The organism is endosymbiont of unidentified scaly snail isolate Monju (assembly GCF_000801295.1).
Taxonomy (GTDB): domain Bacteria; phylum Pseudomonadota; class Gammaproteobacteria; order Chromatiales; family Chromatiaceae; genus MONJU.
This window is the reverse complement of the sequence record NZ_AP012978.1, coordinates 2545097-2563884: the sequence shown is the minus strand read 5'-3', so window position 1 is coordinate 2563884 and position 18788 is coordinate 2545097. Positions and strand designations below refer to the sequence as shown.

Here is an 18788-nt window from a genome sequence, read left to right as displayed (position 1 = left end):
TTCAGGTTTCCAGAGTGTCGGCCAGTTGCCGCATCAGTCCGGCCAGTTGCTTGCGGCTCACCTTGGCGGCCTCCAACTGGTCGAGCTGTTGACGGGTTTCCTCCTTGAAACACTGGAGTTCGGATTCCATGAGGGTGTGGAGATCGTCGATGCGTTGCTCCAGAGTGGTCTTGAGCGTCTGCAGCTCGTTACGCAGCGAAGATTCCAGTGCCTCGAGGTCGGTGCCGGTCTGCTCGTCGAGTTGCTCGATACGTTGCGCCAGCAGCTGCTCGAGAGCAGAACGCTCGTGTTCTGTGTCCTGTCGCAGCCGCTCCAGGTCGGAGGAGACCTTGTCCAGTCGGGCCTCGACCTGCCGCTGGTATTCGCCAAACAGCAGTTCGCGCACCTGCTGCATGGTATCGGCAGGTGCGCTGGTGGTATTTTCCTGCGATGAGTCTGCTTTTCTGGCCATAGTCTTTGGTCTTCGCGTCAGGCTTCGCTGACAAACCAGGTCGGTGGTTGCAAGAGGCAACGCGTCATTGTATGGCACAGCTGCGCCCGGGTCACGGGCTTGGTCAGGTAGGCGATGGCGCCGCGCATCAGTGCGCGAAGCTGACAGGATTTCTCGGTACAGGACGACAGCATGACGACAGGAATATGGCGGGTCAAGGGATCCCGTTGCAGCTCGCGACAGGTATCAAGACCGTCGAGTTCAGGCATATCGATGTCCATCAGGATCAGTTCTGGTGGCTGCATCCGCGCCAGCCGAAGGGCCTCCAGCCCGTTTTCTGCGCTCACCGGGTCGAAATGGCAGCGTGCCAGCTGACGGCAAACGGTTTGGCGCTGAGAAAGGGAATCTTCGACAATGAGTATGCGCGGTTTCATAGCAGTCCTTGTGCCATTGCGGTAGTAAGCGCCGTATTGTCGCAAATTGCTTGCCGAGAGGATGACCGCGGAGCGTTGTGTTTCCACGACGCAGAAGTCTCAGCCCTGCCGGTAGTCCTTTGGCTCGAGTCGGTGACGACGCAGCAGTTTGTAGAACTCGGTGCGGTTGCGGCCCGCCAGGCGGGCGGCGTTGGTGACATTGCCGTTGGTTGCGCGCAGCAGACTCGAGAGATAGCGCCGGTCGAAGGCTGCCCGCGCCTCATCGAAAGTCGGTGGCGTGGTGGAAAGCCCCTCGAGTGCTTCGGTCACCATGGTCTCGGGGATGATGTCGCCCGGTGTCATCGCCTGACAATGCGCCACCACGTTCTGCAGCTGGCGCACGTTGCCGGGCCAGTCGGCGCCGATGAGCAGGCGCAGGGCATCCGGGGCGAAGCGCTTGGGCGTCTCGCCCTCGCGGGCCAGTTCGTCGAGAAAGTGCTCGGCCAGCGCGGGGATGTCCTCACGCCGTTCGGCCAGGCTGGGCACTTGTAGCGGGATCACCTTGAGGTGGTAGTAGAGGTCTTCGCGGAACTGTCCGTTCTGCACGGCCTCGCCGAGATCGACCCGGGTGGTGGCGATGATGCGCACGTCGGTGGGGAAGGCGCGGTCGCCGCCGAGCGGACGAACCTGCATCTCTTCCACGGTTTGCAACAGGCGGGTCTGCGCCGACAGCGGCAACTCGTCGATGTCCTTGAGGACCAGGGTTCCACCCTGGACCGTCTGCAACAGGCCGCGATGGTCTTCGGTAGCCCCGGTGAAGGCGCCTGTGACATGCCCGAACAGTTCGGATTCCAGCAGGCGTTCGGGCAGGGCGCCACAGCGCAGGGCCACGAAGGGCTTGTCGGCGCGTGCACTGGCATGGTGCAGGCACTCGGCGATCATCTGTTTGCCGCTTCCGGTGGGGCCGGTAATCAGCACGGGGGTCTCGCTGGCCGCCGCCTGCCGCGCGCGTTCGAGCAGTTCGCTGGTGCTGGTCGATCGGTGAATACAGCGAGAACAGAAGTCCGACCGCCCAATGGAGCCAGGGGCGCCGAGCTGGAGGGTCTCGGCGACCTGCGTCAGTAGTGTTTCCCGGTCTACCGGCTTGACCAGGAAGTCCACCACGCCACGCCGTGTGGCCTCCACGGCATGTGCGATATCGGCCTGTCCGCTGACCATGATGATGGGCAGCAGTGGATCGCGCTGGTGGATCTGCTCGATCAGGGCCAGGCCGTCCATCTCGTCCATGAACAGGTCGGTGATGACCATGTCGGGCCGCTGGCGCTCGATGCGTGCAAGCGCCTGCCGCCCCTGGCTGGCGCCATCGACGAGGTAGCCCGCCTGGATCAGCCAGCGCTGTACCAGGATCAGGTGGTCGGTGTCGTCGTCGACCACCAGGATCAGGGGTGGATCCTTTTCGGTGGCTTCTTGGCTAGAGTCCATCCACTCATTCTGGACGGCCTGTCAGGCAAAAGTCCAGTCTGAAAACGGACATCCGGTGACGTCGATCACAGACGATGGGCGTTGCGGTCCGTCGTGATCTCGAATATGGGACAAAGGCCCACATGCAGTCCTTCGGCACAAGGCTTGGAGGGGGTCAGGTCAGCTGTACGCCAGTGTCGGTGTCCCCATGATGGGCGGCGACGATCGCATTGCGCCCTTTTTCCTTGGCGGCATAGCAGGCCTGGTCGGCCAGTCTGAGCAGATGCTCGATATCTTGAATGTCGCTCGTGACCTCCGTCAGACCGATACTGACACCCACACGAAAAACCTGTCCGCAGGCGCGGAAACGGAGGTTGGCAATGGCACGCCGCAGCTTCTCGGCGACCTGCCGGGCTTCTTCCAGGCTCGTGCGATCGAGCAGTATTCCGAATTCGTCGCCCCCAAGCCGGGCGACTGTGTCACGCAGGCGCAGGGTCTTGCGCAGAAGCGCCGAGAGCTCCGCGAGCAGGCGATCGCCAGCTTCATGGCCGCAACGGTCATTGACCTGTTTGAAGTGATCGAGATCGAGGTACATCAGGGTATGCCGGATCTGATAGTGTTGCGCGCTGCTGAGCGCGCGTTCCAGGCACTGCCGGAAGGCCCGGCGGTTGGCCAGGCCGGTCAGAGGGTCCTGATATGCCATGCGTTTCATGCGCCGGGCGTGGCGGTCCAGGGTTCTGACCATGTGGTTGAAGGCCTGACTCAGGGCGGTGATCTCGTCGGCGCCGTCGATTACCACGGGTCGGATATCGTGGCCTGAAGCAATCGCTTCGGCCTGCCGGGTGAGGCGGTCGAGACGCCGGGTGAGCAGATGTCCGAGGCCGATGCCTGCCAGTGCAATGATCAGCATTCCGAAGAGGCCGATAGCAAGACCAAGACGCAAGGATTCACGATAGACCTGTGTCAGGCGGTCGTCGGAAAATACGATCCGTAGCAGACCGGTTTCACCACCAGGGGTTTTCAAATGACAAGGCGCTTGAGTAGTGACCGGGGGTGTCGGGCGAGCTGAGCGAGGATCGTCCCAATAGCGCTGCATCGCTGCTGGCGAGGACGATATCACGTTCATCGGTGAGCACGATATCATCGATGTGTGCCTTGGCGGCGGCCTGGCGAAATAGATCGGTCAGATGGTCGTAGGCCAGGGTCATCATGGCTTGCTCAGCGTCCGCGGCCAGCAGGGCCAGTGCGATATCGTCCTGTTCCTGGATCAGCTGGCGGGCCCGGAACAGGGCATGAGATTGTGTCTCCCACAGCACCACGATCAGCAGCACGGCTTCGAGCAGGAAGATGACCAGGGCGATGCGCAGGCGCAGCGAGTGCCACCAGCGGATCTTCATGGGGACAACCTTCCCAGTCGCCGGACAATCTCCCGGTAGGGGTCGAGTGCGGACAGGTTGACCGGACCTGTGCCAGGCCGGGACTGCAGGTAGTCGGCAATGCGCTGGCGCAGTGATTCAGACAGATTGGGGTGCACCACGTAGAGTGGTCCGGCATATTCCGGTGTTTCGGCAAGAATGAGAAAGCGGGCCTGATATTGCTGTTGCAGGATACGAAAGATCGGGCGGGCCAGTACGCATGCTTCGACCCGCCCGATCACGAGGGCGTGAAGGCAACCACGCTGAGATGAAAAATGAACGATCTCCACATCCCTGGCGGGTGCCAGGTGGTATTGTTCGAGTAGGTCCATGGTGACCAGCCAGGTGCTGGAATCCGGCAGCATGGTGCCGAGTCGGTGTCCGCGCAACTGTTTCGGTGTCCGGATCTGTCGTTCTGCCAGGGTTGTGAGCTGATAGATGATCTGGCGTCCGGTGGAGGCTATGGGCAAGTAACCAGCGGGTTGTGCGTGCAGGATGAAGTTGCCCGGTCCCACCAGGGCGATATCCCATTCCCCTTGGTCCAGCATTTTGCGAAAGCCACCACCGACAGGGCCCGAGGCCAGATGGACCGGGGTGTCCAATGTGAGGGACAGATCCTCGGCCACTACTGAATAGGTATCCCTCAGCTGGGCCGTGCCGGTATGCGGAAACACCCCAAACAGGCAGGGGTGAGTCTCGGTGCAACGTGCGGCCAGGACATTGGTCGAGTACAGGACAAGCGCCAGCATCAACAGTCTCGGCGCGGGCAGGAGGTGTTTCATAATTCCGTTGGTTCCAGTCGTTGTTATCGCGCCTTCTCGGCAAAGTATCGGCCAGACCAGGCGAAACTTGAAGTTGCCACCGGGCAATCCGGGGCTGCACGGAGCACGGCCGGTGATTTCCCGGTGGGGCGCGATATGCCACAGTCAGCTCCGGTACAATGAAGCCATGGATGTCACACCCATCATCGATGGCCTCAACGAGGCGCAGCGCGAGGCGGTCACCGCGCCGCCTGGCAGTATGCTGGTGCTCGCCGGTGCCGGCTCGGGCAAGACTCGGGTGCTGGTGCACCGTATCGCCTGGTTGTTGCAGGTCGAGGGTTTCTCGCCCTGGAACATCCTCGCGGTGACCTTCACCAACAAGGCCGCGCGCGAGATGCGTGGACGTATCGAGTCCCTGCTCGGCCAGCCCGCCGGTGGCATGTGGATCGGCACCTTCCATGGCCTGGCGCATCGCCTGCTGCGTGCACATTGGGAAGACGCCAGCCTGCCGCAGGGTTTCCAGATCCTCGACGCCGACGACCAGTTCCGCCTGGTGCGCCGCCTCGTGCGCGAGATGAACCTCGACGAGCACAAATGGCCGCCGCGCCAGGTACAGTGGTTCATCAATCACAACAAGGACGAAGGGCTGCGCGCCGAGCACCTCGACGACGGAGGCGATCCCTACCAGCGTCAGTTGATCGCCATCTACCGCGAATACGAGGCGGCCTGCCGGCGTGCCGGGGTGGTGGACTTTGCCGAGCTTTTGCTGCGTGCGCACGAACTGTGGCGCGACCGGCCGGACATCCTGCAACACTACCGCGAGCGTTTTGGCGCGGTGCTGGTCGATGAGTTCCAGGACACCAACGCCATCCAGTACGCCTGGCTGCGCCTGCTCGCCGGCACTGATGACCGGCTGTTCGTGGTCGGTGACGACGATCAGTCCATCTATGGCTGGCGCGGCGCGCGGGTGGAGAACATCCTCGATTTCCAGAAGCACTACCCCAATGCCCGGCTGGTCCGCCTGGAACAGAACTGCCGTTCGACCGGCAACATCCTGCGCGCGGCCAATGCGGTGATCGCCAACAACCCCGGCCGCCTGGGCAAGGAACTGTGGACCGAGGACGCCGAGGGCGAGCCGATCCGCGTGTATGCCGCCTTCAACGAGACCGACGAGGCGCGCTTCGTCGTGGATCGCATCGCCGAAGCGAGCGAGCAGGGGCTGGCGCGACGCGAGATCGCCATCCTCTACCGCACCACCGCGCAGTCACGCTTGTTCGAAGAGGCGCTGATCCAGACCGGCATTCCGTACCGTGTCTATGGTGGTCTGCGTTTCTTCGAGCGTGCCGAGATCAAGGACGCGCTCGCCTACCTGCGTCTGTTGGCCAACCGCCACGACGACCCTTCCTTCGAGCGTGCGGTGAACCAGCCGCCGCGCGGCATCGGCGCCAAGACGCTGGAGGCGATCCGCAACCATGCCCGCGACTTCGGCTGCTCGCTGTGGGTGGCCAGCGAGGACCTGCTGCGCGGCGGCGCCATGAGCACGCGTGCCGCCGGTGCCCTGTGCGGTTTCCTGGAACTGATCGAGGAGATCGCCGCCGAGACGGCGATGCTCGATCTGGCCGAACGGGTCGAGACCCTGCTCGCACGCGTGCGCCTGCGCGAGCACTTCGAGAAGTCGCGCGACGGCAAGGGGCCGGACCGCATCGAGAACCGCGAGGAACTGATCAATGCGGCGCGCCAGTTCGAGCTCCCCGAGGCCGAGGCGGAGATGGGCGAACTGGATGCCTTCCTGGCGCACGCCTCGCTGGAGGCCGGCGACAACCAGGCCGACCAGTGGGAGGACGCGGTGCAGCTGATGACCCTGCACTCGGCCAAGGGCCTGGAGTTTCCGCTGGTATTCATCGGCGGCATGGAGGAGGGCCTGTTCCCGCACAGCATGTCCGCCGAGGATCCGCAACGCCTCGAGGAAGAGCGCCGCCTGTGCTACGTGGGCATGACCCGCGCCATGCGCCAGCTCTGGCTCACCCACGCCGAGAGCCGGCGCCTGCATGGGGATGACACCTACCCCCTGCCCTCGCGCTTTCTGCGCGAGATCCCGTCGGACCTGGTCGAAGAGGTGCGCGCTCGCCCGCAGGTGAATCGTCCCTGGAGACCGGCCGGCGGTTCGCTGGATGCGGCGCGCGAGGTCACCGGCTTCGCTCTGGGCCAGCGTGTCAGCCACCCGAAGTTCGGCGAGGGCGTGGTGCTCAATGCCGAGGGTCAGGGCAACGGCGCACGCGTTCAGGTCAATTTCGAAGGTGTCGGCGCCAAGTGGCTGGTAGTCGCCTACGCCAACCTCAGCCTGCTGTGAGTCCTTCTCAGCGGCCGTCCCCTGTTGGCGGCGGCCGGGAGGGGGTCGTGATCCCGCCGCCGCTGGGCCTGTACGTGCACATCCCCTGGTGCCTCCGCAAGTGCCCCTATTGCGATTTCAATTCGCATGCGGTCAGCGGCGAGGTGCCAGAGGCCGAGTATGTCGATGCCCTGCTCGCCGATCTGGATGTGCAGGCGCCGCGGGTCGCGGGTCGTGCGGTGGAGACAGTGTTCATCGGTGGTGGTACGCCCAGTCTGTTCTCGGGAGCGGCGATCGGGCGGCTGCTGGAGGGGATCGCAGCGCGGCTGGATCTGACGGACGCTGCCGAGATCACGCTGGAGGCCAATCCCGGCACGGCCGAGGCGGCGCGGTTCGCCGACTACCGGGCGGCGGGGGTGAATCGCCTGTCGATCGGGGTGCAGAGCCTGGACGACCAGCGTCTGCGTGCGCTCGGCCGGGTGCACGATGCCGCCGAGGCCCGCCAGGCAGTGGGCTGGGCGCGGGCGGCCGGTTTCGACAACCTCAACCTGGATCTCATGTACGGCCTGCCGGGACAGGATCTGCAGGCCGCGCTGGCGGACCTGGACGCGGTGCTGGCGCTGGCGCCCGAGCACCTGTCCTGGTACCAGCTCACCCTCGAGCCCAACACCCTGTTTCATGCCCGGCCGCCGGCGCTGCCCGACGGCGATACGGTTGGTGACATCATGGAGGCCGGACTGGCGCTGCTGGCCGGGGCCGGATTCCGCCAGTACGAGATCTCGGCGCATGCGCGCCCGGGGCGGGCGGCGCGGCACAATCGCAATTACTGGACCTTCGGTGACTATCTGGGCATCGGCGCTGGCGCGCACGGGAAGCTCAGCGCGCCCGACGGCCGGGTGCGGCGCTACAGCCGCCCTCGCCATCCGCGCGATTACCTGGCTGCCCCCGCGGCGTCAGGAAGTGAGCGCATACTATCGGCAAATGAATTGCCTCTGGAGTTCCTCATGAACGCCCTGCGGCTCCACTCGGGGGTGCCTGCAACCCTGTTCCGCGAGCGCACAGGCCTGTCGCTGGCGGTGATCGAGACACCGCTGGCGCAGGCGCGGGCCCGCGGGCTGCTGGAGGACGATCCGGCCGTGCTGCGCCCCACCGCGCTGGGCCGGCGTTTTCTCGACGATCTGCTGTTGCTGTTCGAGGTCGGTGAATGAGTGGCCTGGAGATGACCAGTATCTGCTGTCCCTATTGCGGCGAGCCGCTGGAGCTGTGGGTGGACCGCTCTGCCGGCGAGCAGCGCTATATCGAGGACTGTGCGGTCTGCTGTCGGCCCATCGAACTGTGGTGGCGACCGGAAGGCGATGACTGGCGACTGGAGGTGCGACGTGACGACGAATGACCGATATCGGCCCATCGCCTGCGCCGTGCACAGTGAGCTGGAACAGTTGGTGATGCACAGCTTCCGCGGTTGGGTGTACTGGCTCGGGCACGCCGGCGAGACTGCCTGCGAGGGACGGCTGCTGGACCTGCGCGTGCGCGATGGTGTCGAATACCTGGTGCTCGATACGTCCGGAGGTCGCTGCGAGGTACGTCTCGACCGCTTGCGACAGATTGTTGATCCTGCTGGTCGGGTCTGCTGGCGCCAGAAAACCGACACCCAGGAGGCTGGTGACGTAACTGGCTGATTGTACAAAGGAAATGATGGGAATCGGCGTCCCGAAGCGCGTCTTTTAATTCGCGAAGACAAGCCCCCTTTTGCTGTGCTAGCTTTACCTCTGAGATCGGGCAGAACCGCCATGTATCGGCCGCCCGGGGCAAGACTTGAGGGTGAGCGGGATGAAAACGACAGATATCGCGGGGAAGGACTTCGCCGAGTGGGTCGCGCTGGCCGAGAAAGACCCGGCGGCCTTCGAGAAACTGCGCCTGGCGGCCATCGAAGCCTATATCGAGAGTGTCCCCGATGAACACCAGGCCCGCCTGCGCCGCCTGCAATGGCGTATCGACCAGGAGCGCCGGCTGGCACGCACTCCCATGGCCGCCTGCCTGCGTCTTTCGCGCATGATGTGGGACAGCCTGCTCGGTCGTGGAGGCTTGCGCGACCGGCTCGATGGCCTGAGTGGCCTGCTGCAGGGCCGAGAGGTGGACGGCGGTCGGCGCGCCGAGGTGCTTTCGTTCGCGCGCGTCGCCGAGCAGCGCGGGGCGCGCTACTGAACCCGGCCCTGCTTTCGGGGCGTGAGGCCCTTGCAAGGGATCGATCACTGTAGTAGATTACGCGGCCTTTCGCCCAGCCTGCCGGTTTGGTGGCGCTGTCGGCAACACCCCAGCAACAGAGTTTTGGCCGAGTGGCCGGAGACGGAAATGAAAGCGGACATCCATCCCGATTATCACGATGTGAAGGTGACCTGCAGCTGCGGCAACGCCTTCGGCACGCGCTCGACGTATGAGAAGGACGAGCTGCACGTGGAAGTGTGTTCGGCCTGCCACCCCTTCTACACGGGCCAGCAGAAGATCATGGACACGGCCGGCCGCGTGGACAAGTTCAAGAAGCGTTTCGGCCGCTGAACCGATACCTGCCGGCCACTGCCGGTGGGCGCGCAGCATTGATAAAGCCAAGGGCGCCCTCGCGGCGCCTTTTGCTATTCTGAGCCTTCTCCAGACCTCTTACTTTGTTGCGGGAGCCCGCTCATGACCCACTCCGCCGATCCGCAAGACGCCGATTTCGAGATCAACCAGGCCGCGCTGACCTATCACGCCGAACCCCGCCCGGGGAAGATTTCGGTCGAGGTGACCAAGCCGGCCGAGACCGCGCGCGATCTTTCGCTGGCCTACACCCCGGGGGTGGCCGAGCCGGTGCGCCGCATCGCCGAGAATCCCGAGGATGCCTATCGCTATACCGCCAAGGGCAACCTGGTGGCCGTGATCACCGACGGCACCGCGGTGCTGGGCCTGGGCCGGGTTGGCGCCCTGGCCGGCAAGCCGGTGATGGAGGGCAAGGGGGTGCTGTTCAAGCACTTCGCCGACATCGACGTGTTCGACATCGAGGTCCAGGCCGAGACCCCGCAGGAATTCATCGACACGGTGCGCCGCATCGCGCCGACCTTCGGCGGCATCAACCTCGAGGACATCGCCGCTCCGCACTGCTTCGAGATCGAGCAGGCGCTCATCGAGCAGCTCGACATCCCGGTGTTTCACGACGATCAGCACGGCACCGCCATCATCATCGCCGCCGGCCTGCTCAATGCACTGGAACTGCAGGGCAAGTCCCTGGGCGAAGCGCGCATGGTGGTGCTCGGCGCGGGTGCGGCCGGCATCGCTGCGGTACGCCTGCTGATCGCCATGGGCGCGCACCGCAACAATATCCTGGTGGTCGATCGCAAGGGCGTGATCCACACCGGGCGCGAGGATCTCAATCCCTACAAGTTCGGCGTCGCTGCCGAGACCGACCGCCGCACCCTGGAAGACGCCATGGAAGGGGCGGACGTGTTTATCGGGGTCTCTGGCCCCGACCTGGTCACCCGCGGCATGCTCGCCTCCATGGCCGAACGCCCGGTGGTGTTCGCTCTCTCCAACCCGGTGCCGGAGATCCGCCCCGAGATCGCGCGCGAGGTGCGCGACGACCTGGTGATGGCCACCGGGCGGTCCGATTACCCGAACCAGGTCAACAATGTGCTGGGCTTCCCCTTCATCTTCCGTGGAGCGCTGGATGTGCGCGCCAGCCGCATCAACGAGGCCATGCAGATTGCCGCCGCCCAGGCCCTGCGCGAGCTGACCCACGAGCCGGTGCCGCAGGCGGTGCTCGACGCCTACGACCTGGATTCCCTGGCGTTCGGCCCTGACTACATCCTGCCCAAGCCCTTCGATCCGCGCCTGCGCGAGGTGGTCCCGCCGGCCGTGGCGCGTGCCGCCATCGAAACCGGCGTGGCGCGCGGCGACTGGCCGGCGTATTACCCGGCGTTATAACCGCTGCTTGTGGCCGCGGCGGAAGGTTCGGCCCGAGGACGGGCCTTCTGCCAGCAGGAGCGGCGTCCCCGCCGCGAACTTTCGGCTTCGTGACCTCGCGGTCGATGTGTCCCCGCGCCGGGATATGCATTGAAGAATCTCATCCCGCCCTGTCGACTGCCTGCTAGATTTGAAGGAAATGGCGCGTCGCGCCGGTCTGAAGAGCAGGAGGTCAGCATGCAGAAGGTTGCCATCGTGGGTGCAGGACGCGTGGGCGAGACCACCGCGCAGATCCTCGCCGAGCAGGAGACCTGCCGCGAAGTGGTGCTGATCGACATCCGCGAGGACGCGCCCCAGGGGGTGGCGCTGGACATCGCGCAGACCGCGCCCCTGTTCCGTTTCGATACCCGGGTGACCGGCAGCAACGATCCGGCCGCGATGGCCGGCGCCGACCTGGTGGTGATCACCGCCGGGGTGCCGCGCAAGCCGGGCATGTCACGCTCGGACGTGCTGGAGGTCAACGTCAAGGTCATCGACGGCATCGTCGATGATGTGCTGCGGTACGCGCCCGAGGCGGTCATCATCATGGTCACCAACCCGGTGGACGTGCTCACCTGGCGTGCCTGGACGCGCACCGGCTGGCCGCGCGCGCGGGTACTGGGCCAGGCGGGCGTACTGGATGCCTCGCGCATGGCCGCTTTCATTGCCATGGAGACGGGTTTCTCGGTGCGCGACATCACCACCATCGTGCTCGGCGGCCATGGTGATGCCATGGTGCCGGTGGCACGTTTCTGTACCGTCAACGGTGTCCCGGTGAGTCATTTCCTCGAAGAGGACCGGCTCGAGGAGATCGTGCAGCGCACCCGTGACGGCGGTGCCGAGATCCTTTCCCTGCGCAAGATCTCCAGCGCCTACGACGCGCCCGGCGCAGCCGTGGCCGAGATGGTCGATGCCATCGCCCGAAACCGCCGGCGGCTGCTGCCCTGCGTGGCCATTCTGGAAGGCGAGTACGGCGAGCGCGACATCGCCATGGGAGTGCCCTGCGTGCTCGATCGCAGCGGACTGACCTATATCGTGGACCTGGGCCTGAATGCGCAGGAGCAGGCGGCCTTTGCTGCCTCGGCCGCCGGGGTGCGCGCCGACATCGAGCGCCTGCCGCCGTTGCCGGGTGGCTGAGGAGCACGCCTTTTACCGCTTTTGTTGCCGGGTGGGGCGCCCGGAAGGGGACGGGGGACTGTGATAGGCTTCGCCGTCCGGAAAGAACCGTGGAGGATCGAGATGGCCGACAAGAAAGCCTGGCTGAGTTTCAGCGATCGCGAGGACAAGATCGAGCTGGCGGTACATTCCGGCACGGTGGGTCCGGACGCGGTGGACATCGCTGGTCTGTACCGTGATGCCGGTGTGTTCACCTACGATCCCGGCTTTCTGTCCACCGCCAGTTGCAGCAGCGCCATCACCTACATCGACGGTGACAAGGGCATCCTGCGTTATCGCGGCTATCCCATCGAGCAGCTGGCGGCGGAATCGACCTTTCTCGAGGTGTCCTACCTGCTGATGTACGGCGAGCTGCCGACCCGCGAGCAGCTCGACGACTATGTCTGCAAGATCACCCACCACACCATGATCAACGAGTCGCTGCTACGGTTCTTCGAGGGCTTCCACTACGACGCCCATCCCATGGCCATGATGGTGGGCGTGGTCGGTTCACTGTCCGGTTTCTATCACGACTCGATCGACATGAACGACCCGCAGCACCGCGAGCTGGCGGCGCACCGGCTGGTGGCGAAGATGCCGACCATCGCGGCGGCGGCCTACAAGCACAACGTCGGTGAGCGGGTGATGTATCCGCGCAACGATCTGAGCTATGTCGGCAACTTCCTGCAGATGATGTTTGGCCGGCCCTGCGAGGCCTATTGCGTGGACCCGCTGGCCGAGCGTGCGCTGGATCTGCTGTTCATCCTGCATGCCGATCACGAGCAGAATGCCTCCACCTCGTCGGTACGCCTGGTCGGCAGCTCCGGCGCCAACCCCTTTGCCTGCATCGCCGCGGGTGTGGCCTCGCTGTGGGGGCCGGCGCACGGCGGAGCCAACGAGGCGGTGCTGCGCATGCTCGAGGAGATCGGCGACGCCAGCCAGATCGACAAGTACCTCGACAAGGCCAAGGACAAGGACGACCCCTTCCGTCTGATGGGCTTCGGCCACCGGGTGTACAAGAACTACGATCCTCGCGCGCGAATCATCCGCGAGGTCTGCCTGCAGGTACTCGAGAAACTGGCCGACAGCAACAACCCGCTGTTCGAACTGGCGCGGCGCCTGGAAGAGCGCGCCCTGCACGACGAGTACTTCCTGGAGCGCGGCCTGTATCCCAACGTGGATTTCTACTCCGGCATCATCTACCGCGCGCTGGGCATCCCCGAGAGCATGTTCACCGTGATGTTCGCCATCGCGCGCACCGCCGGCTGGGTGAGTCACTGGATGGAGATGTGGGACGATCCCAAGCACCGCATCGGCCGACCCCGCCAACTCTACGTCGGCGCGGACCGGCGCGACTACGTGCCGCTGGAGGAGCGCCGCGACTGAGCTAGTCGTCGCGGCACGACCCGGAATCAGAACAGGTCCAGTGGCTGGGTGTTGCCCGCCGGGTCGCCGGCGCCTCCCGGCACTAGCGGGCCGTCTGCCGAGGCTTCCTCCGGTTCGTTGCCCTTGCGGAAGGTTTCGAAGATGGCATCCGGCGTGTCTGCCGGGGCGCGCTGCCCGGTCTTGGGGTCGATGCGTACCACCACCATGTCCTCGGGCATCTCGGGTGACCGGTCCGGGGTGTTGGCCAGTACCTCACGCATGTAGTCGATCCAGGCCGGCAGGGCCGCGCGGCCGCCTACCTCGCCGCGACCGAGCTTGCGATTGTCATCGAAACCGACCCAGACATTGGCCACGATCGACTGGTTGTAGCCGTTGAACCAGGCATCACGCTGGTCGTTGGTGGTGCCGGTCTTGCCGGCGATGTCCTCGCGGCCCAGCACCCGCGCGCGCACGGCCGTGCCCTGCCGGATCACGTCCTGCATCATGGAGTACATCAGGTAACGGTTCTGCGGGGTGATGGTGCGCGGGGCATGGTCCAGGCCCTCGCCGTCGAGTGGTTCGGGCAGCTCCTTGTAGGGGCAGTCGGGGCAGGCCTCGAGCGGCTGTGCCTCGAACACCGTCTCGCCGTTGCGCACGATGCGCGCCACCAGGTAGGGCTGCACCAGGAAGCCGCCATTGGCCAGCACCGCGTAGCCGCGCGCCATCTGCAACGGGGTTACGCTGGCGCTGCCCAGGGCCAGCGACAGGTTGTGCGGCAGTCGGTCGGGGTCGAAGCCGAAGCGGCGGCTGTAACGCAGGGCATAGTCCACGCCGATGCTGCGCAGGATGCGGATGGAGACCAGGTTGCGGGACTTGGTCAGTGCCCAGCGCAGGCGGGTCGGTCCGAAGAACTTTCCGGAGTAGTTCTCGGGTCGCCAGGCACCCTCCAGGGCCGGGTCGTCGAACACCACCGGGGCGTCGTTGATGAGCGTTGCCGGGGTGAAGCCCTTCTCCAGTGCCGCTGAATAGATGAAGGGCTTGAAGCCGGAGCCGGGCTGTCGCTTCGCCTGGGTGACGCGATTGAACTTGCTGCGGTAGTAGTCGTAGCCGCCGACCAGGGCGAGCATGGCGCCATCACGGGCACGCAGCGAGATCAGTGCGCCGGAGACCTTGGGGAACTGGGTCAGGCGCCAGTAGGGCTTGCCCTTGCGGTCGCGCGCCGGGCGCACCAGCACGATGTCACCGGCTGTAACGACCTCGGCCGCCTTGCGCGGGGGCTTGCCGAGGCGCTGTTTCCCGAGCTTGCGGCGTGCCCAGTCCATGCCCTGCCAGGGCAGTTCGATCTCCTCGCCGCCTTCCAGGTACAGGGCGGCGTGGCGCTTCTCCACGGCCACCACCAGTGCCGGCCGGGCCTCGCCGACATGCGGCTGCTCGGCGAGCAGGACATCGCGTGCCTCGGGTTCATCGGGAACCGCATCGACGTGCGCCAGCGGGCCACGGTAGCCGTGGCGTTCGGTATAGGCGTGCAGGGCGCGCCGCAGGGCGCGGTTGGCGGCGGCCTGGGCCTTGGCGGACAGGGTGGTGTGGACTTCGATGCCGCTGGTGTAGGCGGCATCGCCGAAGCGCTCGACCATGCGTGCGCGGACCAGTTCGGCCACGTAGGGAGTCTCGACCTGGATGTCCGGGGCATAGCGCCGGGCGGTGATCGGTGCGTTCACCGCTTCGGTGTATTCCTGCTCGGTGATGTAGCCCAGTTCGCGCATGCGGCCGAGTACATAGTTGCGGCGGGTCAGTGCACGCGGTGGGTTGGACAACGGGTTGTAGGCCGAGGGAGCCTTGGGCAGTCCGGCGATCATGGCGATCTCGGGCAGGGTCAGCTCGTCGAGGTGCTTGCCGTAGTACACCTGGGCGGCGGCGGCCACCCCGTAGGCGCGGTGGCCGAGATAGATCTTGTTGAGATACAGCTCGAGAATCTCTTCCTTGCTCAGCTCCTGCTCGATACGCAGGGCGAGGAAGATCTCGTAGAGCTTGCGCAGATAGGTCTTCTTGCGCGACAGGTAGAAGTTGCGCGCCACCTGCATGGTGATGGTACTGCCGCCCTGGGCGCGCTTGCCGGTGAGGATCAGCTTGATGCCGGCGCGCAGCAGGCCGCGTGGATCCACGCCAGGGTGGCTGAAGAAGGCAGCGTCCTCGGCGGCGGTGATCGCCTGCACCAGCCGCGTGGGCAGTTGCTCGTAGCGCACCGGGGTGCGTCGCTTCTCGCCGAACTCGGCAATCAGCTGGCCGTCGGCGCTGTACACGCGCAGCGGCACCTGCAGCCTGACCTCGCGCAGTGCCTCGATGTCCGGAAGGTCCGGCTCGATATAGCGGTAGGCCGCGAACACGGCGATCGCGCCGGTAATGGCACCGACGAGCGACAGGACAAGGCCGTACTTGAGCAGTTTCTTCAGCCAGGACATGCGTTTGGTCACAGATCAGGATGAAAGCCGGGCAGGATGGGGGCGGTATATTAACATTGCCTCGTTGCCAGGCGTTGTCGTGAGCGGGAGACAAGCGCAACGTTGGTTGCTGAAAGTGAAAAGCCGGCACCATTTCACAAAAAACTGGCTTTAAGCTATATACTTAAGCTTAAGCCAAATTTTTAAAGAAAATCCTCCGAAGAGCCGCTACACTGGCCCACATAGGCCCGGCGGGTCATCCAAAGGACGCTGGAACAACTACTGATGGGACTGTTCTCCAGAAAGAAGCCTCTCATGCTGGGGCTGGATATCAGCTCCACGGCCGTCAAGTTGCTGGAACTCAGTCAGCACAGCGGGCGTGGAGGTGTGCGTTACCGCGTCGAGAGCTATGCCGTGGAGCCGCTACCCCCCTCCGCCGTGGTGGAAAAGAACATCGCGGATGTCGAGGCCGTGGGCGAAACCATCCGCAAGACGCTCAAGCGGGCCGGCACTCGCACCCGGCATGCGGCGGTCGCGGTTTCCGGTTCGGCGGTCATCACCAAGGTCATCACCCTGCCGGCCTCCATGTCCGAGCGCGAGATGGAGACCCAGATCGAACTCGAGGCCGATCAGCACATCCCCTACCCGCTCGAGGAAGTGAACATCGACTTCCAGATCCTCGGGCCCTCGGAGAAGAGCCCCGAGATGGTCGATGTGCTGCTGGCCGCCTCGCGCAGCGAGAACGTCGATGCCCGGGTCGAGGCGCTGGACCTGGCCGGGCTGATCTGCGAAGTGGTGGACGTCGAGGCCTATGCCATGGAGCGGGCCTGCGGCCAGCTCGCCGACCAGTGGCCCAACGGTGGCGAAGACCTGGTGGTGGCGGTGGCGGACATCGGCGCCACCACGACCACCCTCGATGTGCTCTACGACAATCGCGTCATCTACACCCGTGAACAGAACTTCGGTGGACGTCAGCTCACCGAGGAGATCCAGCGCCGCTACGGCCTGTCGATGGAAGAAGCTGGCATGGCCAAGCGCCAGGGCGGCCTGCCCGACAACTACATCCCGGAGGTACTCGAACCCTTCCGCGAGGCCATGGTGCAGCAGGTCAATCGTTCCATCCAGTTCTTCTATTCGGCCAGCAACCACAATGCCGTGGACCTGATCGTGCTGGCAGGTGGCTGTGCCTCGGTGGCCGGCATCGAGGACCTGGTGCAGGAACGACTGGGCATAGAGACCATGATTGCCAATCCCCTGGCCAACATGTCGGTGGGCCCCCGGGTCAAGCCGCAGGCCCTCAGTAACGATGCCCCCGCGATGATGATCGCCTGTGGCCTTGCCCTGAGGAGCTTCGACTGATGGCGAATATCAACCTGCTCCCCTGGCGCGAGAAACTGCGGGCCCAGCGCAAGCGCGAGTTCGGCATGGCCGTATTGCTGGCCGTCCTGGTCACCGCTGCCGGCCTGTTCTTCTGGCATCGTTACAACGAGGGGCTGATCGAATACCAGGAACAGCGCAACAACTACCTGCGCCAGGAGATCGCCCGGGTCAACAAGCAGATCCGGGAGATCCGTGATCTCGAGAAGACCCGCAAGCAGCTGATCGCCCGCATGAAGGTGGTGGCCAGTCTGCAGAGCCAGCGCCCGCTGGTGGTCCACCTGTTCGACGAGCTGGTCACGACGCTGCCCGACGGCGTCTATCTCGATTCCGTGGTGCAGCGCGGCAAGATCATCACGGTGCAGGGCAAGGCCGAATCCAATGCCCGGATCTCGGCCTACATGCGCAACATCGAGGCCAGCCCCTGGCTGGACAAGCCGGTGCTGCGCATCATTCAGCAGAAGGGCGGTAAGCAGGGCGCGGCGGAATTCTCGCTGACCATGCAGCAGGTGGTGCCCAAGGCGGAGGGCGACAAGTCATCACGCTCGACGAGCTCAACGAACTGGATTTCAGCAACATCGGCGAGTGGCCGCTCCTGGTCAAGGCGATCACGATCCTGCTGCTGTGTGCGCTGATCGCGTTCGGCTGGTATTTCTTCGACATCGAGGACCAGTACCTGCAACTCGACCGGCACAAGCAGACCGAGCAGGAACTGCGCCAGCAGTTCGAGATCAAGCAGGCCAAGGCCGTCAACCTGGATGCCTACAAGGCCCAGCTGGCCGAGATGCAGGAATCCTTCGGTGCCATGCTGCGCCAGTTGCCCAACAAGACCGAGGTTGCCGGCCTGCTGGTCGATGTCTCGCAGACCGGGTTGGCGGCCGGCCTCGAATTCGAGTTGTTCCAGCCGCAAAACGAGATCCCCAAGGAGTTCTACGCCGAGCTGCCGATCAAGCTGCGGGTGCGCGGCCGTTATCACGAGTTTGGCGATTTCGTCAGCGGCCTGGTGTCCCTGCCGCGCATCGTGACCTTGCACAACTTCAGTATCCGCCGTGCGGGCAACAAGAAGGGAGAGCCGGGCAAGCAGCCGCTGATCCTCGAGGCCACCGCCAAGACCTACCGCTACCTGGATGAAGAGGAGGGCAGTTGATGCGCTGGCTGGCAATTTTCATCTCGGTAGGTCTGCTCGCCGGTTGCACGAACCGGGACTTGTCCGATCTCGAGGCCTATGTGGCCGAGGTCAAGGCGCGGCCGCCGAGCGGCATCAGTCCGCCGCCGCAACCGGCCGAGGTCGAGACCTATCTCTACGTCGCGGGTGATCGTCGTGACCCCTTCACCCCGGACACCAATCCCGAGGAAGAGGCCGAGGCGGTGGCCGACAGCGGCATTCGCCCCGACTTCAATCGGCGCAAGGAAGAGCTGGAGGCCTATCCGCTCGACAGTCTGCGCATGGTGGGCACCCTCGAAAAGGAGGGGCGTACCTGGGCACTGGTCAAGACCAGCGACGGAACCATCCACCGGGTGACCACGGGCAATCACATGGCCAAGAACTACGGTCGTATCGTCGAGATCACGGAAGACAAGATAAAGCTGGTGGAACTGATAAAGAGCGGTTCCGGATATCAGGAGCGCGAGGCTGCGGTCAGCCTCGTCGTCGAAGGCGGGTAATCAGGAG

General features: G+C 64.8%; 20 protein-coding genes. 13 read left to right on the top strand and 7 right to left on the bottom strand.

The window, feature by feature from the left end; translation table 11 throughout:
• Position 1: 1 nt before the first annotated feature.
• The 6 genes from EBS_RS12410 to EBS_RS12385 form a co-directional block, all read right to left on the bottom strand.
• On the bottom strand, positions 2-451 hold the full coding sequence (locus EBS_RS12410) for a hypothetical protein (RefSeq protein WP_148307766.1): 450 nt from the start codon (positions 449-451) through the stop codon (positions 2-4).
• Positions 452-468: 17 nt separating this feature from the next.
• Complete coding sequence (locus EBS_RS12405) at positions 469-951, bottom strand: response regulator (protein ID WP_171816256.1); 483 nt, start codon at positions 949-951, stop codon at positions 469-471.
• 12 nt (positions 952-963) lie between these two features.
• Positions 964-2325 carry a sigma-54-dependent transcriptional regulator gene (locus tag EBS_RS12400; RefSeq protein WP_043108951.1) on the bottom strand — a complete coding sequence of 454 codons (1362 nt, stop codon included), beginning with the start codon at positions 2323-2325 and terminating at the stop codon, positions 964-966.
• A 154-nt stretch (positions 2326-2479) separates the two neighbouring features.
• On the bottom strand, positions 2480-3328 hold the full coding sequence (locus EBS_RS12395) for a GGDEF domain-containing protein (RefSeq protein ID WP_171816255.1): 849 nt from the start codon (positions 3326-3328) through the stop codon (positions 2480-2482).
• On the bottom strand, positions 3309-3701 hold the full coding sequence (locus EBS_RS14380) for a hypothetical protein (RefSeq protein ID WP_043108950.1): 393 nt from the start codon (positions 3699-3701) through the stop codon (positions 3309-3311). The genes EBS_RS12395 and EBS_RS14380 overlap by 20 nt, the downstream gene beginning before the upstream one ends.
• A complete protein-coding gene (locus tag EBS_RS12385) occupies positions 3698-4501 on the bottom strand; it encodes a phosphate/phosphite/phosphonate ABC transporter substrate-binding protein (RefSeq protein ID WP_081999967.1) in 804 nt (267 codons plus the stop codon). The genes EBS_RS14380 and EBS_RS12385 overlap by 4 nt, the downstream gene beginning before the upstream one ends.
• A gap of 166 nt (positions 4502-4667) precedes the next feature.
• Between EBS_RS12385 and uvrD the strand changes: the two genes are divergently transcribed.
• From uvrD to EBS_RS12335, 9 genes are all read left to right on the top strand, one after another.
• The gene (gene uvrD, locus EBS_RS12380; RefSeq protein ID WP_043108948.1) at positions 4668-6830 is read left to right on the top strand and encodes a DNA helicase II; all 2163 of its coding nucleotides are present in this window, start codon (positions 4668-4670) and stop codon (positions 6828-6830) included.
• Positions 6831-6877: 47 nt separating this feature from the next.
• The gene (gene hemW / locus EBS_RS12375; RefSeq protein ID WP_148307765.1) at positions 6878-8017 is read left to right on the top strand and encodes a radical SAM family heme chaperone HemW; all 1140 of its coding nucleotides are present in this window, start codon (positions 6878-6880) and stop codon (positions 8015-8017) included.
• A complete protein-coding gene (locus EBS_RS12370) occupies positions 8014-8202 on the top strand; it encodes a CPXCG motif-containing cysteine-rich protein (protein WP_052199584.1) in 189 nt (62 codons plus the stop codon). The genes hemW and EBS_RS12370 overlap by 4 nt, the downstream gene beginning before the upstream one ends.
• On the top strand, positions 8189-8488 hold the full coding sequence (locus tag EBS_RS12365) for a transcriptional antiterminator, Rof (RefSeq protein WP_171816254.1): 300 nt from the start codon (positions 8189-8191) through the stop codon (positions 8486-8488). The genes EBS_RS12370 and EBS_RS12365 overlap by 14 nt, the downstream gene beginning before the upstream one ends.
• A gap of 151 nt (positions 8489-8639) precedes the next feature.
• A complete protein-coding gene (locus tag EBS_RS13225; protein ID WP_052199582.1) occupies positions 8640-9014 on the top strand; it encodes a DUF3135 domain-containing protein in 375 nt (124 codons plus the stop codon).
• A 147-nt stretch (positions 9015-9161) separates the two neighbouring features.
• Positions 9162-9365, top strand: coding sequence for a 50S ribosomal protein L31 (gene rpmE / locus EBS_RS12350; protein ID WP_043108946.1), 204 nt, complete (start codon positions 9162-9164; stop codon positions 9363-9365).
• A 123-nt stretch (positions 9366-9488) separates the two neighbouring features.
• Positions 9489-10763: a malic enzyme-like NAD(P)-binding protein gene (locus EBS_RS12345; protein ID WP_052199581.1), complete on the top strand. Its 1275-nt coding sequence runs from the start codon at positions 9489-9491 to the stop codon at positions 10761-10763.
• A gap of 216 nt (positions 10764-10979) precedes the next feature.
• Positions 10980-11918 (top strand): malate dehydrogenase, encoded by a 939-nt coding sequence (mdh, locus tag EBS_RS12340; RefSeq protein ID WP_043108945.1) that lies wholly within the window; start codon positions 10980-10982, stop codon positions 11916-11918.
• 102 nt (positions 11919-12020) lie between these two features.
• Positions 12021-13322 (top strand): citrate synthase, encoded by a 1302-nt coding sequence (locus EBS_RS12335; protein WP_043108944.1) that lies wholly within the window; start codon positions 12021-12023, stop codon positions 13320-13322.
• Between the two features lie 26 nt (positions 13323-13348).
• Here EBS_RS12335 and EBS_RS12330 read toward each other — a convergent pair whose 3' ends face one another.
• Positions 13349-15760 (bottom strand): penicillin-binding protein 1A, encoded by a 2412-nt coding sequence (locus EBS_RS12330; protein ID WP_148307763.1) that lies wholly within the window; start codon positions 15758-15760, stop codon positions 13349-13351.
• Between the two features lie 261 nt (positions 15761-16021).
• Here EBS_RS12330 and EBS_RS12325 point away from each other — a divergent pair, with 261 nt between their 5' ends.
• Genes EBS_RS12325 through EBS_RS12310 form a run of 4 tightly spaced genes read left to right on the top strand, consistent with a single transcriptional unit; the run spans position 16022 to position 18781 of the window.
• Positions 16022-17098: a pilus assembly protein PilM gene (locus tag EBS_RS12325; protein WP_148307762.1), complete on the top strand. Its 1077-nt coding sequence runs from the start codon at positions 16022-16024 to the stop codon at positions 17096-17098.
• Positions 17098-17751, top strand: coding sequence for a PilN domain-containing protein (locus EBS_RS12320; RefSeq protein ID WP_070104741.1), 654 nt, complete (start codon positions 17098-17100; stop codon positions 17749-17751). The genes EBS_RS12325 and EBS_RS12320 overlap by 1 nt, the downstream gene beginning before the upstream one ends.
• The gene (locus EBS_RS12315; RefSeq protein ID WP_043108942.1) at positions 17655-18263 is read left to right on the top strand and encodes a type IV pilus inner membrane component PilO; all 609 of its coding nucleotides are present in this window, start codon (positions 17655-17657) and stop codon (positions 18261-18263) included. The genes EBS_RS12320 and EBS_RS12315 overlap by 97 nt, the downstream gene beginning before the upstream one ends.
• Entirely contained in the window at positions 18263-18781 is a 519-nt protein-coding gene (locus EBS_RS12310; protein ID WP_043108941.1) for a pilus assembly protein PilP, read from the top strand. The genes EBS_RS12315 and EBS_RS12310 overlap by 1 nt, the downstream gene beginning before the upstream one ends.
• Positions 18782-18788 lie beyond the last annotated feature (7 nt).

Coding starts and splice junctions, on each gene's coding strand:
- EBS_RS12335 (WP_043108944.1), top strand. CDS start 12,021: ATGGCCGACAAGAAAGCCTGGCTGAGTTTCAGCGATCGCGAGGACAAG.
- rpmE (WP_043108946.1), top strand. CDS start 9,162: ATGAAAGCGGACATCCATCCCGATTATCACGATGTGAAGGTGACCTGC.
- EBS_RS12310 (WP_043108941.1), top strand. CDS start 18,263: ATGCGCTGGCTGGCAATTTTCATCTCGGTAGGTCTGCTCGCCGGTTGC.
- EBS_RS14380 (WP_043108950.1), bottom strand. CDS start 3,701: ATGAAGATCCGCTGGTGGCACTCGCTGCGCCTGCGCATCGCCCTGGTC.
- EBS_RS12345 (WP_052199581.1), top strand. CDS start 9,489: ATGACCCACTCCGCCGATCCGCAAGACGCCGATTTCGAGATCAACCAG.
- EBS_RS12370 (WP_052199584.1), top strand. CDS start 8,014: ATGAGTGGCCTGGAGATGACCAGTATCTGCTGTCCCTATTGCGGCGAG.
- EBS_RS12330 (WP_148307763.1), bottom strand. CDS start 15,760: ATGTCCTGGCTGAAGAAACTGCTCAAGTACGGCCTTGTCCTGTCGCTC.
- EBS_RS12320 (WP_070104741.1), top strand. CDS start 17,098: ATGGCGAATATCAACCTGCTCCCCTGGCGCGAGAAACTGCGGGCCCAG.
- EBS_RS13225 (WP_052199582.1), top strand. CDS start 8,640: ATGAAAACGACAGATATCGCGGGGAAGGACTTCGCCGAGTGGGTCGCG.
- EBS_RS12385 (WP_081999967.1), bottom strand. CDS start 4,501: ATGAAACACCTCCTGCCCGCGCCGAGACTGTTGATGCTGGCGCTTGTC.
- EBS_RS12400 (WP_043108951.1), bottom strand. CDS start 2,325: ATGGACTCTAGCCAAGAAGCCACCGAAAAGGATCCACCCCTGATCCTG.
- uvrD (WP_043108948.1), top strand. CDS start 4,668: ATGGATGTCACACCCATCATCGATGGCCTCAACGAGGCGCAGCGCGAG.
- EBS_RS12410 (WP_148307766.1), bottom strand. CDS start 451: ATGGCCAGAAAAGCAGACTCATCGCAGGAAAATACCACCAGCGCACCT.
- mdh (WP_043108945.1), top strand. CDS start 10,980: ATGCAGAAGGTTGCCATCGTGGGTGCAGGACGCGTGGGCGAGACCACC.